This is a genomic window from Anaerostipes sp. CAG:276 (assembly GCF_000432215.1).
Classification (GTDB): domain Bacteria; phylum Bacillota; class Clostridia; order Lachnospirales; family Lachnospiraceae; genus Anaerostipes; species Anaerostipes caccae.
In genome coordinates this window covers 15,366-31,920 of record NZ_FR889188.1, presented here as the reverse complement: position 1 = coordinate 31,920, position 16,555 = coordinate 15,366, and the positions used below count along the sequence as shown (strand labels likewise).

The following is a 16,555-nucleotide window of genomic DNA, read 5'->3' as shown; positions in this document are numbered from 1 at the left end:
AGGCGTCCGGTGAAACGAAAAGAAGCATTCAGTATTATAATCGGAACATTTTGCATGGCGGCAGCTACCAATACAGTATTCCAGCCGTTCGGAATCGTCACAGGCGGTTTCGGCGGACTTGGGATCATCTTTGACAAGCTGTGGAGCATCCCTCTGTGGATGACGAACGTCACGCTGAATGTTCCTCTTTTTATACTTGCATTCCGCTATAAGACAAAAAAATTTATGCTCAGAACTATATGCAGCGATATTATGCTGACCGTCTTTTTAGGTGTTCTGCCCAGATTCTCATTTTTCCCGAAAGATTTTTATGTCAATCTGATTCTGGGGGCCATCCTGATGGGAATCGGGCTTGGGCTGGTGATGAAGGAAAGGACATCCACGGGGGGAACGGATCTGATGGCGTTCTTACTGCATGTTGTCTTTCCGCATGTAAGCATTCCTATGCTTCTTGGGATGCTGGACGGCACGATCGTCCTGTTCGGCGCTTTTATTTTCGGTGTTGAGAAAACAAGTTTTGCGCTTCTTGTCATATATGGGATTACGAAGATCACAGACAGTGTGGTCGAAGGCTTTCAGGTTTCCAAGCTGGTGTTTGTGATCAGCCGGCATCAGGAACAGATATCGGAACAGATTTTGTTTCGCATGGGCCGGGGAGCGACCAAGCTTTCTTCTGTGGGAGCTTATACCGGACAGAGCAAAGAAACTCTGATGTGCATCGTATCAAAGAAGGAAGTGCCTGTGCTAAAGAAGATCGTCATGGAAACAGACCCGAAAGCCTTTGTGATTATATCTGACACAAGAGAGACAATAGGGGAGGGGTTTGTGGATTATACACAATAAAATAAAAAAGTTACTATCTTTCTCTTTTTTTTTTGTATATTTTGCTATATAGTATTAGAAAAGGTCGGAAATAAGAAAGGGCGTGTAAATATGATTTCAAATCAAATTCTGCAGGAGACATTAGATGGAATACACAGTATTTCCAACGTGGATCTGTATGTGATAGATTTAAACGGAAAGATCCTGGCAAAAACGAAGGAGACGGAGGCAGAGGATGAAGATACACTGAAGGGCTTCATCAATTCCGTAGCAGAGAGCCAGGTTGTTGGCGGCAAGCAGTATTTTAAAATTTTTGACGACAAACGTCTGGAGTATGTGCTTTTAGCTGACGGAGAGAGTGAGAGCATGTATATGGTGGCAAAGATGGCGGTGTTTCAGATTGAAAGTCTGCTTGTCGCCTACAAAGAAAGGTTTGACAAGGATAATTTTATAAAAAATCTTCTTCTCGACAATCTGCTTCTGGTGGATATCTATAACCGGGCCAAGAAGCTGAATATTGACATCGAGGCCACACGGGTTGCCTATCTGATCGAAGCTACCTATGGCAAAGATCAAAATCTGGTGGAAACAGTAAAGCAGCTGGAGGATACTACGGATGATGACTTTATTGCCGCCGTCGATGAAAAAAGTATCGTATTGGTGAAGGAAGTCTGCGTAAAGGCCCAGTCAAAGCAGTTTGTCAAGACGGCTGAGAAGCTTCTGAAAAACCTGAAAAATGTCGGGATCAATGACGCGAGAATTGCCGTGGGGACCATAGCCAAAGGGATCAAGGATGTGTCCCGGTCTTACAAGGAGGCACAGATTGCTCTTGAGGTAGATAAGATTTTCTATGAAAACAAAGAAGTGGTAGCCTATGACCAGCTGGGTATCGGAAGACTGATCTATCAGCTGCCTCTGCCGCTTTGCAAAATGTTTATCAAAGAGGTGTTTGGGGATTATTCTCCGGAGGAGATCGACGATGAGACATTGGCGACGATCTACAAGTTTTTTGAGAATAATCTGAATGTCTCCGAGACGTCCAGACAGTTATATATACATAGAAATACTCTTGTATACCGCCTGGATAAAATACAGAAGAGCACGAACCTGGACCTGAGGAATTTTGAGGATGCCATTGCTTTTAAAATTGCTCTGATGGTCGTACAGTATATGAAGCATATGAATACACTTGGATAAACGTGTGAGAGGGGAGTCATTTCTATGATTACACTGCAGAATGTGACGAAAGAGTACCAAAAAGGCAGCATAGGGCTGGACAACGTGTCACTGGAGGTAGATAAGGGGGAATTTGCCTTCATAGTGGGTAAGAGCGGGTCCGGCAAGACAACACTGATCAAGCTGCTGTTAAAGGAACTGGAAGCGACATCCGGGGATATCGTTGTCAACGGCTATCACTACCAGAAGATGAAGCGGAGGCAGATTCCGTATCTCAGGAGACAAATAGGCGTTGTTTTCCAGGATTTCCGACTGCTTAGAGACCGGAGTATCTATGAGAATGTAGCGTTTGCGCAGCAGGTGATTGAGGTGCCGAAAAGAGCCATGAAGCGGCAGGTTCAGAACGTCCTTGAGCTGGTGGGGCTGGGGAACAGGCTCAGGGCTCTGCCTGACGAACTGTCAGGAGGTGAGCAGCAGAGGGTTGCCATTGCCAGGGCTTTGGTCAATCACCCGGCGCTTTTGCTGGCAGATGAACCTACGGGGAATCTGGACCCGCAGAATGCACAGGAGATCATGGATCTTCTGGTGGAAATCCAGAAGAGAGGAACGACAGTGATTGTCGTAACCCATAATAAAGAAATCGTAAATCATATGGGGAAACGGGTCATCGCCTTGAATGAGGGAGCAGTACATCACGACGAGAAAGGCGGTACATATGATATTTAGACGGCTGGCCTATGGGTTTAAAGAAGGGCTGAAAAATATTTTCAGGAACAAAATTTTTTCTTTGGCAACGGTAGGGACGATCATGGCCTGTATTTTCCTTCTGGGAGTGACATTTTCCGTGCTCCTCAATGTAAGGGCTACGGTAAAGCAGGCAGAAGATTCAGTGACCATTTCCGTATTCTTCGATGAAAAGCTGGCGGAGAGCAGGAAGGATGCCATCGGAAAGAAAATCAAAGGTTACAAAGAAGTTCAGTCTGTCCGTTATGTATCGGCGGAAGAAGCATGGGCTAAGTATAAAAAAGAGGTATTTAAGAACAATGAAGATCTTTTGGAGGGATTTGAGGGCAAAAACCCGTTAAATGAATCGGACTCCTATGAAGTCATGTTAAAAGACGTGAAGTATCACGGAAAAATGGTCAGGCAGTTTAAAGGCCTGGACGGAGTGAGAAAAGTAGAGTATGCAAAAGGTGCCGCAGAGGGGATTTCCAAGGCAAATCTTCTTGGAGCCTATGTGGCAGGGGCTATTATCCTGATTCTTTTGCTTGTGTCGGTCTTCCTCGTGAGCAACACCGTCTCTATCGGTATTGCGGTGAGAAAAGAAGAGATCGCCATTATGAGACTGATCGGTGCCACCAATCGGTTTATCAGGGCTCCGTTTATTGTGGAGGGAGCCGTCATAGGAATCGTCGGCTCTCTGATCCCTATGGGTGTCATTTATATAGGCTATAAGGTGATAGTCAACTATATTATAGACAAATTTCATGTACTGACAAATTTTATGGAGTTTGTACCTGTAAACCAGATCATGGTTTATCTGATTCCTGCGTCTCTGTTAGTGGGGCTCGGCATCGGATGTCTCGGAAGCAGCTTTACGATCCGCAAATACCTGAGAGTGTAGGAGGATTCCTATGAAGAAAAAATATTTTGGTGTAACAGTATTTCTTTTGACCCTGTGTCTTTGCTTTGCCAGCCTGCCGGGATTGGCGGTGAAGGCTGACAGCAGGACGGAAGACTTGAAGGATAAGGCAAAGAAAAAAGAAGAGGAAAATAAGGAGCTGGAAAAGAAGATTTCCGGGATGGAAAAGGAAATCGAGGCCATGGATCAGAAGATCGAGAAGGCTTCCGATAAAGCGGACAAGCTGGAAAAAAAGCTGAACGACACGAAGAAGCAGGTGAGTGATACAAAAGAAAAGCTCAGTGAGGCAAAGGCATCCAAAGAAAAGCAGTATAAGATTATGAGCAAACGGATAAAATACCTTTACGAAAATGGAAACACAGGTTATATTGATGTGATTGTACAGGCAAAATCTTTTAATGAGTTCCTTACAAGACTTGACTATGTGTCAAAGATTTCTAATTATGACAATAATATGTTTCACAGGCTCAGAAAAACTCAGGACAAGATTGCCTTAGCTTCAAAAAAGCTGGAGGAAAGCTACAAGGAGATTAAAACTGTGACGAAGGAAGCCAAGGCTGAAGAGGCCAAGATTGTCAGCCTGGCCGACAGCAAGAAATCCAAGCTGATACAGTTCCAGCAGAAGATTGCATCAAACAAGGATCTGATGCAGAAGTATCAGGACCGTATAGATTACTACGATACTGCATCAAACAAGCCGTCCGGAGGAAACGCAGGGAATAGTTCTTCATCCGGAAGTTCCAGACCCGGGGGCAGTTCTTCGGGAAGCTCCGGCGGATCATCCTCCGGAAATCACAGTTCCGGGGGCGGATCTTCTTCACTGACATGGCCGGTCCCGTCCTGCCATACAGTTACTTCACCATTTGGAAACCGGACACATCCGGTTCAGGGGGGAACGAAATTCCATGAAGGCATTGATATCGGAGCGCCAAAGGGTTCCACGGTAGTAGCAGCGGGAAGCGGTACAGTGGAAGTGGCAGGATACAGCCCGTATAACGGAAACTGGGTGAAGATTGACCACGGAAACGGACTGGAGACATTGTATTTACATAATTCTTCTCTGAAAGTCTCGTCCGGACAGAGAGTCAGCAGAGGGCAGAAGATCGCGTCATCCGGCTCCACCGGGATGTCCACCGGGCCGCATCTTCACTTTGCAGTAAAGAAAAACGGCAGCTATGTGAATCCAATGAATTATATGTGACAGGAACTGTGGAATCAGGGGTATGAAAAAAAGTCATACCTCTGTTCTTTTTATATATGAAATTTCCATAGTATAATGGATTTAAATGGATATCATGGGAAAGGAGCGGAGTATGAATTTAAAACAGCTGACCTATTTTGTTGCACTGGCAAAGAATCAAAATTTTACCACTGCCGCAAATGAATTGTTTATCTGCCAGTCGGCACTGAGCAAGACGATTAAAGCCATGGAAGAGGATTTGGATGTACAGCTCGTTGACCGGACTGCGAAACGCTTTTGTCTGACGCCGGAGGGCAGGATGCTTTATCAGGAAGGCAGAGATGCACTGGAGAGCATCAATAACCAGATGGAGCATTTAAGAGACTGTATTAATGCAGAGAACGGGGAAATTTCCGTGGGAATACCTCCGGTGATCAGCACGATTTATTTTGCGTCTATTATCCAGGGGTTTCGAAAAGCCTATCCGGGAATCCGCCTTGTAATTGCGGAAGAGGGAGCAAATACTGTGAAAGAAAAGGTTCAGTCCGGAGAGATTGACATCGGTGTGGTCATACTTCCTTTTGCTTCGGACGATTTTCATATCCTTCCTGTATTTAAGTCGGACAATGTGCTGACGGTCAGCACGGATCATCCTTTTGCGGGCCGTGAGAAAGCAGCTTTTCGGGAGTTAAGAAATGAAGAGTTTATTTCACTTGACAAGACATTTATGCTCCACAGCCGGACCAGGGAACTGTGCCATATGTCGGGCTTTGAGCCGAACATCGTTATGGAGAGTTCCCAGTGGGACTTCGTGGCCGAGATGGTTTCGCTGAATCAGGGAGTGGCCATTCTTCCGCGGCCGATCTTATCCCGTTTTAATTCAGATAAAATAAAAATTCTTACACTGACGGAACCGGAGTTTCCATGGGATATAGCATTGATCATAAGAAAGGACAAATACGTTTCAAATCCGATCAGACATTTTCAGACGTATGTCAAAGAACACGGGAATATTAAATAAAGAAATTGCAAAGAACTAAACCTTAGATGATAGAGAGGCTTAGTTCTTTTTTTCATGCCGTCTATGAATTTTATATATTTTACTGTGAGAATCAACCAAACCTATAATGGATTTATAGAAATGATTATACAAGATGATCAGAGAATTGCATCAGGGAAGGAGTAACCAATGGGAAATTGTTCATTAAAGGTCGGAGATGAATGTTCTTTTTGTAAACAAATCAGCAATGAGGATGTCCTGGCATTTGCAGAGGTGACGGGGGATAAGAATCCGCTGCATCTGGATGATGACTATGCGAAAGATACGGTATTTAAAGAGAGGATAGCTCATGGGATGATCAGTGCCGGAGTTATCTCGGCGGCCATTGCCATGAAGCTTCCGGGACCCGGTACCACATATCTGGGTCAGTCTCTGAAATTTACAGGACCTGTGAAGATTGGAGACACAGTCACAGCCAGTCTGAGGGTAAAGGAATTAAAAGAAAAAACTAAGTTTACGATCGCCACCATTACTACGACTTGTGTCAATCAGGAAGGCAGGGTTGTCGTGGAAGGGGAAGCAACCGTTATTCCGCCGGAGCATAAGGAGGATACAGCATGTCTAAATTAAGCAGTGCAGAAGAGGCAGTAAAACAGATCAAAGACGGCGACACGGTAGCGTTCAACGGATTTGCTTTCGGATTCGGGTTCGCTGAAGAAATAGCAAAGGCCTTGGGAAAACGCTATGAGGAGGAGGGGCATCCAAAAGAATTGACGCTCCTGTTTGGATCGGGCTGCGGAGACGGAGGAGTCCTTAAAGAGGATTTCGGCCTTGACCATTTGGCAAAAGAGGGAATGGTCAAACGAATCATTGCCGGGCATGTGGGACTGGCAAAGAAGCTGAGCAGGATGATCAATGAGAATAAGATCGCAGCTTATAATTTTCCGCAGGGTGTCGTTGCACATTTATTCAGGGCCATTGCAGGCGGCAAGCCCGGGGTGCTGACTCAGGTGGGATTAAAAACATTTGCAGATCCAAGAGTGGAAGGCGGCCGCATGAACCAGGCTGCTCAAGGCGAGAGCTTTGTGGAGGTTATGGAGGCAGCAGGGAAAGAATATCTTCTGTACCGTTCCATTCCTGTGGACGTCGCCATCATCCGCGGCACGGTGGGAGACGAGAAAGGGAATATGACGGTCGATAAAGAAGGCGTGCTTTTGGAAACACTTCATATCGCTGAGGCAGCCAGAAATTCCGGCGGAATCGTGATCGGCCAGGTAAAAGAGGTGGCAAAAGAGGGGACTTTGGACCCAAGAGAGATATATGTCCCGGGAATCATGGTTGATACATTGGTCAAAGCTAAACCAGAAAATCACCGTATGACTTGTATTCTTGACTATGATGCGTCTTTTACGGGAGAAGTAAAAGTGCCGTCTGACAGCATTGCTCCCATGGAAATGGGAATACGGAAGGTCATCGCAAAGCGGTGCGCCAAAGAGCTTCAGCTGGATACTACGATTAATCTGGGGATCGGGGTACCGGAAGGGGTCGCATCCGTTGCCCTGGAAGCAGGGATCGCAGACCGTCTGACAATGACGATCGAGGCCGGAGCGATCGGAGGCGTGCCTCAGGGAGGGCACAGCCTTGGAGCTGCTGCCAACGTAGAGGTGCTGATCGGCCAGCCGAATCTGTTTGACTTTTATGACGGCGGCGGACTTGACCTGACCTGCCTGGGGCTTGCACAGGCTGATGCCAAAGGAAATATCAATGTAAGCAAGTTTAACGGCAGGATGGTTGGCTGCGGAGGATTCGTAAATATTTCACAGAATACGAAAAACGTCATTTTCTGCGGTACATTTACGGCCGGAAAGTCGCTGATCGAAGTAAAAGACCGGGGACTTCAGATCGTACAGGACGGTGAGTTTACCAAGTTTGTGGACCGCGTGGAGCAGATTACCTTCAGCGGAGAATATGGCGTGCAGACCGGCCAGAATGTGCTGTATGTGACGGAACGGGCGGTGTTCAGACTGACGGAAGGCGGTCTGGAACTAATTGAGACAGCACCTGGAATCGATCTGGAAAAGCACATTTTAGACAAGATGGATTTCAAACCTTTGATATCACGGAATCTAAAAGAGATGGATGCAGATATATTTGACAACACCCCATTGAAGATCGGAGGCAGATAGTATGATTGGAATTGTTTTAGGGCTTGCGCTGCTGGTATTCCTGGCGTACAAGGGATATTCAATTATCTGGGTGGCTCCGGTATCCGCTATGGTTGTGGCGCTGACCGGGGGACTTTCTCTGCTACCTGCATATACAGACACCTATATGCAGGGGCTTGTAGATTTTGCCAAATCCTGGTTTCCAATGTTTCTTTTGGGAGCGATTTTCGGAAAGGCGATGGAAGTTACGGGGGCGGCTCATTCTGTGGCAAAAAAATTGTCCTCAATGATCGGAGCCCAGAGGGCAATCCTGGCGGTGATTATCAGCTGCGGTATTTTGGTCTATGGCGGAATTTCACTGTTTGTGGTTGTGTTTGCCATTTATCCGATTGCCGTATCCTTATTCCGGGAGGCTGATCTTCCGAGAAGACTGATCCCAGGGTGTATTGCCTGCGGTGCATTCACATTTTCCATGACCGCATTTCCCGGCAATCCCCAGCTGAATAATATCATTCCCACAAAATATTTCGGGACGAACGCAATGTCCGGGCCCGTCATGGGTATTGCGGGCGGGCTCGTAATGCTTGTGGGAGGTTATCTGTGGCTGTCTTACCGCGCAAAGAAAATGACTGCCGCTGGAGAACACTTTGATGAACCTGACAATATAAAGGAGAGTGCTTCAGAGGATCTGCCCAATCCGCTGCTGTCGGTTGTGCCACTGCTGATCGTTGTGGCATCACTGAATGTTCTGCCGATGTGGATCGCGTTTCCGGAAGATAAGAAGTCTACTTACGCCATCATCATTGCCCTGCTCCTGGGGATCGCCGCGTCTGTTCTTTTAAATCTGCGGAATTTGAAGGACATCATTGGCGCTGTCAGTGAAGGTGCCAACGGATCTGTCATGGCGATCATGAACACATCTGCGGCTGTGGGATTCGGTGCCGTGGTGAAAGCGGCTCCCGGATTTGCCGTGCTTACAAAGGCTGTCCTGGGCATCAAAGCAAGTCCTCTCATTTCGGAGGCACTGGCTGTAACACTTCTGGCCGGAGCTACCGGATCATCCTCCGGAGGCATGGGCATCGCGCTGGAAGCATTGGGGCCGAAATATATGGAGATGGCCACATCTTTGAACATTGATCCGGGTGCTTTCCACCGTGTTGCATCCATCGCATCCGGGGGACTGGATTCTCTGCCGCACTGCGGGGCTGTCATCACACTGCTGGCCGTAGCGGGAATGACACATAAAAAATCTTATGCAGATATCGGAATGGTTACCTGTGTGATTCCGATTGTGGCAACCGTAGTTGTTGTGGCGATGGGGATGATGGGAATAGTGTGACATTTTGTACATGATTTCCGTTCGGCTCTTAGAATGCCTCACTCCAATCATGTACAAAATGAGCGTAATATCTGCCCACATTGTCCGTTTGCATCATGTTATATTTTCCTTAGAAGTATGAGGATTATAAAGTAAGGAGGGTATAATATGAATTTTTGGCAGAACGCAGTTGTGACGGATGCGGGTATCGCGCTGCAGTCCAGAATAATCAACGGTCATACACTGAAAATTGTAAGGGCTGTTACAGGGGCCGGTACTGTCCCGCCTGTGAATCTGAGACAGCAGACAGAAGTAACATCCCCGAAGCAGGAAATCAGATTTCTTCCTGCTTCCGTTAAGGGGGAGCAGATCACAATTCCTGTGGTTTTAGAAAATACCGGATGGAATGAAAGATATGAGCTTTGGCAGGTGGGACTATATGCTGAGAATCCGGACGGAGGAGAAATCTTATATTGTCTTGCTCAGGCAAACGAGAAAAAAATAGTACCGGCAGAAGATGAATCTCCAGGGTTTTCTATAACATGGAATTTTCATATGCAGAATTCTAATGAAAAACCGTTTGATATTTCCATAGATCCAGCAGGAATGGCTACTGTAAAACAATACAACATCCATTCAGAAGCTATCGAAAAGCTAAATGTCGAGGTAGGGGATTTAAGCAGTCTGAAAACAGCAAAGAAGGATCTGACCGGCGCTGTGAATGAGGTAAAAGATGAGATCAGTCAGGTAAACTCAAATTTAACCAAGTATTTGCCGGCTTCAGGGGGCAGAGTGAGTGGAAACCTGTATTTAGATCAGGGGTTTAATGTATTTTCGTCTGGCAATGGAAGCGGTTCATCGGGATATCTGTTACTGGCAGAGATCACTGTGTCGGGAAATTATAAAAATTCTCCGATCAAAATGGAAATTTGCAGAAGGGGAGATATATTTGCTACTAATGTATACATTCAGTTTGCAAATGATGCAGGGACAAATCCAAACGTATATTCATTTTATTATAATAACTATGGAATGAAAAACATTGACATGTATTTATATAGGAATGCTCCCAGTGTCTGGTATTTGTATGTAGCTAAATCGGAGGCTTATGATAATATAGCGATATTAGATGTTAAAAAAGATATGGCATATATGACCGGTGTACAAATAAAATATCATGGATCTTACACTGGAAGCGTACCATCGGGAAGTACAAAAGCAATTAATTACGGAGACAGCGGATGGGTGGACTGCAGTATGGGAAATGGAATCAGTCCTCATTCCGGAACATATAATCGACCTCAGGTTAGAAAAATGGGGAAGACAGTGCATTTAAGAGGAGCTGTTACAAACAGCACGACTTGGCAGACACATGACAATATTATTACAATTCCTGCGGGGTTTCGTCCATCTGTAACAGAAGCTTTTTTAATGCAGGGCAGCGGATCAAACAGATATTTATTAATGATACAATCTGGAGGCAACTGTAATGCACAAAGATATACCAATAACACTACGATGAGTAACACTGTACCAACAGGCAGCTGGCTATGTATGTACGCTACTTGGATGGTTGAATAAAAATTTAAGTAAATGCAGAGCTTAAGAGAAGCCGTGATGAAAAATCATGGCTTTTCTCATGGGAAAATTAGCCGGATACGTCGGTTAGGTTTATGCATTGCTGTTTAGTTGAGGGTTGTAGCGGCTTTTTCTCAGTGTTATAATGGAACACATATTTGGAGGATGCTCTTTGTTTACAAAGAGATATCCGGACGTGGAGGTCGAAATGAAAAAACAATTCTCAAAAATCTTGATTGCAGTTCTGCTTGTGATCTCTCTCGGAGAGGGATTTCTTTTATACAGGACATATTCGGTATCGGGAGAAAATGTGGAGATCGCAAATAAACTGCAGCGCCTTAAAAAGACCGTGGATCAATACTATACCGGCGATGTGGATGAGGAGCAGCTGGAAAATTATACTTATAAAGGATATCTGGCAGGTCTGGGAGACCCATATTCCACTTATTATTCAGAGAGTGAATTTAAAGAACTGATGGAAGCGACGAATGGTGTATTTTCAGGTGTGGGAATTTATCTTTCCCAGGATACTGTCACAGGTGAGATCAAGGTGATCAGGGTCATCAAGGGTGGTCCCAGTGACGGAAGCGGAATCAAGGCCGGAGACGTTCTGATCAAAGTGGACGGCAAATCTGTCGGTGACAAGGATCTGGATAAGGTCGTGGCAGAAGTAAAAGGAGAAGAAGGCACGAAGGTAAAACTTTCTTTTCTGCGCGGAAAAGAAAAGAAAGTAAAAAACTACACAATTACGAGAAAAAAGGTTGTGACTCAGACTGTTGAGACAAAAATGCTCGATGATGGTATTGGCTATTTGTCTATCTCTGAATTTGACGAAGTGACCGTTGGCCAATTTAAGAAAGGCATTAAACAGCTGCAGAGCAAAGGGATGAAGGCTTTAATTCTGGATGTCCGGAATAATCCGGGCGGACTGGTGGATTCTGTAGTGGATATCTGCGATGAACTGCTTGGTGAAGGCAGGATTGTGTCTATAAAGGATAAACAGGGCAAGGAAAAGGTATACCGTTCAGATGCAGAGCAGTCGGTAAAAGTTCCGGTCTGTGTCCTTGTGAACGGAGAGAGCGCCAGCGCATCTGAGATCTTGTCAGGAGCTGTGAAAGATCATAAGAGGGGAACTTTAGTAGGGGAAAAGACCTTCGGAAAAGGGATTGTGCAGGGATTCTTTAAATTGGGAGACGGTTCCTATGCAAAATTAACCTATGCGTCATATTATACGCCGTCAGGAGCAAATATCCATAAGAAGGGGATAAAACCTAATGTAAACATAAAAGATGACACCAAGACAAAAGCGGATGAACAGCTTTTAAGAGCGCAGCAGATTTTAAAGAAGAAGCTGAAGAAATAAAATTTTACAGGAACCGGAAAAGGAACGAAAGCATGAGAACGAAAAAGGATGGATTTACCTTAGTGGAACTGATCGTGGTTTTGCTGATTCTGGCTATACTGATCGCGGTGCTGATCCCCTCACTGACAGGATATATCAGAAAAGCCAGGGAGAAAGCAGCTGTAGCTGAATGCAGAAATTGTGTCCAGGCGGCTCAGGCAATACTTTCGGAGCAGTATGGAGAACATGGCGCCGGAACATTGTCCGCTCCGTACAGTGACGTTCTTGCTCAGGCAGAAGAAAAAGGAACGATCCGGGAAATACGGTTTAACAGTGACTGTAAGGTGACTTATCTGAAATATACGTCTAAGGCAGAGATTACCGTGATTTATGAGAATGAAACTTACAGGATTGAAAAAGACGGCGGACCGGAAGAGGGTGAAGAATCTTCAAATGGAAGTGTCACGATTACCGACAGCAGCGGAAAAAAACATGAGCTTGGGACATCCGAAGATGCATGGGAGCAAAAAAAAGACGCAATCAACAACGAATATGGAGCAGGGTTCGGAAACGGTTTTTTGTATCAGGACAAAACCGGACTGTACGCTTCGGTCAATGACCCATATTTCGGAACCGATAAGAATAAGGATTTGACATTGGCAGATCTGGCCGCGCAAAATCCGAATCAGCTGATAAAAATTGATTCCAACACCAGACTTTTCATTGAGGCAGATACAGAGAACGCGTCAGGCCCTTACTTAAAGGGTGTAAAGAGAGGCGACCTGTGTTTTGTGAACGGAAATTACTACATTGCTCCCGGAAATATCGGAGAGTGGGAAAAGCCGGGTCAGGGAAGCTGGATCAAGCTTAAGTTCTGATCATAAAGGCTGATTAAGAGGACTTCCTGAGCAGCATTGCTTTGGGAGTCTTTTTGTTTGCCTTTGGACCAGAACTGTGATAAAATTTATTAATATATATATGAGCAGAGTTTGGAGCTGAAGAGTCTTTCATAAATCTGCTGAAAAAGGGGAGAGCAGAATATATTATGAGGAGCAACAAATATGAGTTCAGATGAAAGAATTTACAGGCTCGTCTTCGAGTATTATGAAGCCAGGATTCTTTATGGATACTATAAATACGGGGAAAATCTGCCGTCGATATCGAAAATCTGTGCTGTATTTCGCATGGCTCCGGCCACGGTCCGTGCGGGCTTGTCAGTATTGGAAAAACAGGGGTACATAAAAATCGATGCCAGAAAAGCATCGAAAGTGATTTATAAGTCAAATCCGGAAATGCGCAGAAGGAGTGCCGCTGAATATTTTGTACCGAGAAAGAAGGCAATACAGGATCTTCTTATGTCCAGTGAACTGCTGTTTGAATCGTGCCGGGTACTCGAATTGAATCAGTCAAATTTCGGGGAATGGGAAAGGTTCAGACCTTCATTCGAACAAAATACTGATCATACGGTACCCGTCACCTTCCAGTTCTGTCTGATGGCACTGCGTGCCCTGGATAACAGTCTGATCCTGAATCTTTACTGGGAGGTCCTTCGATTTCTGAAGTTTCCGTACTTAGCGGAGGACGAGATGCGGAATATTCGGCAGGAAAATTTTGAGGGAAAGTCTAAATCCGAGTGTATTGTTATGCTTACGGGTTATTTTAAGGACTGCTTTCATAAATCGGTAAAAAGGCTGTTTGATTTTATAGATGAAGCCCAGAGAGAGTTTGAATTGGAGCAGACAGAAACATTCTCTTTTCAGTGGAATATTTACCGGCAGAGACCGCAGTTTTGCTATACCTTAGTCTGCAGTGTGATAAGAGATATTGAAAATGGAATATATACAAAAGGAAGCTTTCTGCCGTCTCTGCCGAAGATGGCAAAGTATTATAAGGTCTCTGTCAGTACTGTGCGGCGGTCGTTAAGTATCCTAAGCAGCGCCGGACTCACAAAATCTTTTCAGGGAAAGGGGACTCAGGTCCTTTCCGAAGCCGTACAGGCAGACATCGGACGCCCGGAGATTCAGGACGGCCTCAGGATGTATCAGGAGAGCCTTCAGTTATTAAAATTAACGATAAAGAACGTTCTGCTCAGGACATTGGGCTGTGCACCGGACATCCAAAAACAAAAATTTGCAAAAAGATTTTCTGAACTTGTAAAAGCGGAAAAGGGATATTTGTGCATTGAGATCTGCCTTACATTCATAGAGGAAGAATGTCCTTTATCGGGGATAAAGGAATGTTACAGAAAATTGCGGGAACTGACTGCGTGGGGATATCCGTTTGCCGTTCATCGTCTGAAGGATAAAGCATACTATGAAGCATTCCAGAAAATAATGGAACATGCCGCCGGGCATCTCGGAAGAGATGAGATTTCCGGATTTGCAGACTGCCTTGAAATGCTGCTTCAACAGGAAGAAAAAAATATAAGAGAAATTGCCGTAGATTGATCAGGATAAGAGTTCCCATGGAATAAAAATGTTCTGGGGGGCTGTGCACAGATGCATGAGGAAAGGGATTTGTATGCTATCTCAAAAAAAGATATTAGTAGTGGAAGATAATGAACTGAACCGCCAGCTGCTGTGCCAGATACTGGGTTCTGAGTATGATGTTCTCGAGGCAGAAAACGGAGAAGAGGCCCTGGAAGTATTAAAACAGTATGGGGAGGGTATTTCACTGATTCTTCTTGACATTGTCATGCCGGTTATGGACGGATATACATTTTTATCTGTTATGAAAGAGAATTCGGAGTATTCCTCAATCCCGGTGATCGTAACGACTCAAAATGATGCAGAGTCCGACGAACTGGCAGCATTATCTCATGGGGCTTCTGATTTTGTGGCCAAGCCTTACAGACCCCAGATCATCCTGCACCGTGTGGCCGGCCTTATCAATCTGAGGGAGACCGCTGCCGTGGTGAATCAGGTGAAATACGACCGTCTGACGGGACTGTACAGTAAGGAGTTTTTTTATCAGCTTATGAAGGATATACTGATGCGGAATCCGGACGACAGGTATGATGTCATCTGTTCTGATATTGAAAATTTTAAACTCATCAATGATGTATTTGGAAACACTACTGGAGACCAGCTGCTCTGCGGCATTGCACATATGTATGAGCAGGAAGTGAAGGGGATGGGAATCTGCGGAAGGCTGAATGCAGACCAGTTTGTCTGTATGATAGAACATAGGGAAGATTACAGAGATGATATTTTCCGGAAAGCCAATGAACAGATTAATAATCTTCTGGACGGCGGGACGATTGTGATGAAGTGGGGAATTTACTCGGCGGCGGACCGGATGCTGTCTGCTGAGCAGATGTGTGACCGGGCACTTCTGGCTGCCCGCAGTATTAAAGGACAGTATGGAAAATATTATGCATTATACGACGATAAACTTCGCAGCAGTCTTCTGCATGACCAGGCCATCGCGGACAGTATGGAGGACGCCCTGTCCGGAGACCAGTTTCAGATCTATCTACAGCCCAAATACCGGATTATAGACGGAGCTCTGGCCGGGGCAGAGGCATTGGTGCGCTGGGAACACCCGGAGTGGGGAGTCCAGTCACCGGCAAATTTTATTCCTCTTTTTGAGAAAAACGGATTTATAACGAAAATGGACCAATATGTTTGGGAGAAGACATGCAGAGTGCTTCAGGAATGGGAAGACAAGGGTTATCCACAGATTCCGGTATCTGTAAATGTTTCAAGGGCAGATATTTTTAACGCAGATTTATCCTGTATTCTCCAGAGAACCGTCAAAAAATACGGACTGCACCCTTCCAGGCTGCATTTGGAGATTACAGAGAGTGCATACACAGAAACCCCTTCCCAGATCATAGATACCGTTGCGCATCTGAGGGAGATGGGATTTGTGATAGAAATGGATGATTTCGGGAGCGGTTATTCTTCACTGAACATGCTGAACAATCTGCCCATCGATATACTCAAGCTGGATATGCAGTTTATCCAGAGCGAAACGGCCAAGCCAGTCAGCCAGGGAATCATGAAATTTATTATCAGTCTGGCACGATGGATGCATCTGAGTGTTGTGGCGGAAGGGGTTGAGACGAAGGAGCAGCTGTCCAGACTGGAAGAGGCTGGATGCGATTATGTGCAGGGTTATTATTTTGCAAAGCCTATGCCGTGCCGTGAGTTTGAAAAGCTGCTGGCAGAGGAGTCTGTCAGTACATTGTTCAAAAACAAAAAAGAGGAGTCTGAGCCGGAGGAAAAGAAAGAAGTCCTGATCCTTGCCGAAGAGGACAGTACCTTCAGAAAACAGATAAAGAGCGGGCTTAAAAAGGAGTTCTGCGTGTTCGAAGCCTGTGACGGCAGA

The 16,555-nt window shown here is 45.4% G+C and carries 14 protein-coding genes; all 14 read left to right on the top strand.

Annotated elements, in window-relative coordinates:
* Window positions 1-9: 9 nt before the first annotated feature.
* Window positions 10-843 carry a YitT family protein gene (locus QVP35_RS07815; RefSeq protein ID WP_009289908.1) on the top strand — a complete coding sequence of 278 codons (834 nt, stop codon included), beginning with the start codon at window positions 10-12 and terminating at the stop codon, window positions 841-843.
* 90 nt (window positions 844-933) lie between these two features.
* Window positions 934-2,019: a PucR family transcriptional regulator gene (locus QVP35_RS07810; protein ID WP_009289907.1), complete on the top strand. Its 1,086-nt coding sequence runs from the start codon at window positions 934-936 to the stop codon at window positions 2,017-2,019.
* 24 nt (window positions 2,020-2,043) lie between these two features.
* Window positions 2,044-2,724, top strand: coding sequence for a cell division ATP-binding protein FtsE (ftsE, locus tag QVP35_RS07805; RefSeq protein ID WP_006568563.1), 681 nt, complete (start codon window positions 2,044-2,046; stop codon window positions 2,722-2,724).
* Entirely contained in the window at window positions 2,714-3,622 is a 909-nt protein-coding gene (gene ftsX, locus QVP35_RS07800) for a permease-like cell division protein FtsX (RefSeq protein WP_006568564.1), read from the top strand. Before ftsE ends, ftsX begins: the two co-directional genes overlap by 11 nt.
* Window positions 3,623-3,632: 10 nt before the next feature.
* Window positions 3,633-4,841 (top strand): murein hydrolase activator EnvC family protein, encoded by a 1,209-nt coding sequence (locus QVP35_RS07795; RefSeq protein ID WP_009289906.1) that lies wholly within the window; start codon window positions 3,633-3,635, stop codon window positions 4,839-4,841.
* 112 nt (window positions 4,842-4,953) lie between these two features.
* Window positions 4,954-5,841 (top strand): LysR family transcriptional regulator, encoded by an 888-nt coding sequence (locus QVP35_RS07790; protein WP_009289905.1) that lies wholly within the window; start codon window positions 4,954-4,956, stop codon window positions 5,839-5,841.
* A gap of 168 nt (window positions 5,842-6,009) precedes the next feature.
* On the top strand, window positions 6,010-6,450 hold the full coding sequence (locus QVP35_RS07785; RefSeq protein ID WP_006568567.1) for a MaoC family dehydratase: 441 nt from the start codon (window positions 6,010-6,012) through the stop codon (window positions 6,448-6,450).
* A complete protein-coding gene (locus QVP35_RS07780; RefSeq protein ID WP_009289904.1) occupies window positions 6,438-8,006 on the top strand; it encodes an acyl CoA:acetate/3-ketoacid CoA transferase in 1,569 nt (522 codons plus the stop codon). Before QVP35_RS07785 ends, QVP35_RS07780 begins: the two co-directional genes overlap by 13 nt.
* Before the next feature lies 1 nt (window position 8,007).
* Window positions 8,008-9,324 (top strand): GntP family permease, encoded by a 1,317-nt coding sequence (locus tag QVP35_RS07775; protein ID WP_006568569.1) that lies wholly within the window; start codon window positions 8,008-8,010, stop codon window positions 9,322-9,324.
* Window positions 9,325-9,684: 360 nt separating this feature from the next.
* Entirely contained in the window at window positions 9,685-10,884 is a 1,200-nt protein-coding gene (locus QVP35_RS07770) for a hypothetical protein (protein WP_054335496.1), read from the top strand.
* A 169-nt stretch (window positions 10,885-11,053) separates the two neighbouring features.
* On the top strand, window positions 11,054-12,244 hold the full coding sequence (locus tag QVP35_RS07765) for a S41 family peptidase (RefSeq protein ID WP_022260988.1): 1,191 nt from the start codon (window positions 11,054-11,056) through the stop codon (window positions 12,242-12,244).
* Between the two features lie 32 nt (window positions 12,245-12,276).
* Window positions 12,277-13,101 (top strand): type II secretion system protein, encoded by an 825-nt coding sequence (locus tag QVP35_RS07760; protein WP_006568571.1) that lies wholly within the window; start codon window positions 12,277-12,279, stop codon window positions 13,099-13,101.
* Window positions 13,102-13,284: 183 nt separating this feature from the next.
* Window positions 13,285-14,670 (top strand): GntR family transcriptional regulator, encoded by a 1,386-nt coding sequence (locus QVP35_RS07755; RefSeq protein ID WP_009289900.1) that lies wholly within the window; start codon window positions 13,285-13,287, stop codon window positions 14,668-14,670.
* A gap of 73 nt (window positions 14,671-14,743) precedes the next feature.
* On the top strand, window positions 14,744-16,555 hold a 1,812-nt coding region (locus tag QVP35_RS07750; protein ID WP_288187809.1), incomplete at its 3' end, for a two-component system response regulator.

Bases quoted from the DNA above. Each gene is read 5' to 3' on its own strand.
- QVP35_RS07780 (WP_009289904.1), top strand. From the start codon at position 6,438: ATGTCTAAATTAAGCAGTGCAGAAGAGGCAGTAAAACAGATCAAAGAC.
- QVP35_RS07775 (WP_006568569.1), top strand. From the start codon at position 8,008: ATGATTGGAATTGTTTTAGGGCTTGCGCTGCTGGTATTCCTGGCGTAC.
- QVP35_RS07795 (WP_009289906.1), top strand. From the start codon at position 3,633: ATGAAGAAAAAATATTTTGGTGTAACAGTATTTCTTTTGACCCTGTGT.
- QVP35_RS07760 (WP_006568571.1), top strand. From the start codon at position 12,277: ATGAGAACGAAAAAGGATGGATTTACCTTAGTGGAACTGATCGTGGTT.
- QVP35_RS07755 (WP_009289900.1), top strand. From the start codon at position 13,285: ATGAGTTCAGATGAAAGAATTTACAGGCTCGTCTTCGAGTATTATGAA.
- ftsX (WP_006568564.1), top strand. From the start codon at position 2,714: ATGATATTTAGACGGCTGGCCTATGGGTTTAAAGAAGGGCTGAAAAAT.
- QVP35_RS07810 (WP_009289907.1), top strand. From the start codon at position 934: ATGATTTCAAATCAAATTCTGCAGGAGACATTAGATGGAATACACAGT.
- QVP35_RS07790 (WP_009289905.1), top strand. From the start codon at position 4,954: ATGAATTTAAAACAGCTGACCTATTTTGTTGCACTGGCAAAGAATCAA.
- QVP35_RS07785 (WP_006568567.1), top strand. From the start codon at position 6,010: ATGGGAAATTGTTCATTAAAGGTCGGAGATGAATGTTCTTTTTGTAAA.
- ftsE (WP_006568563.1), top strand. From the start codon at position 2,044: ATGATTACACTGCAGAATGTGACGAAAGAGTACCAAAAAGGCAGCATA.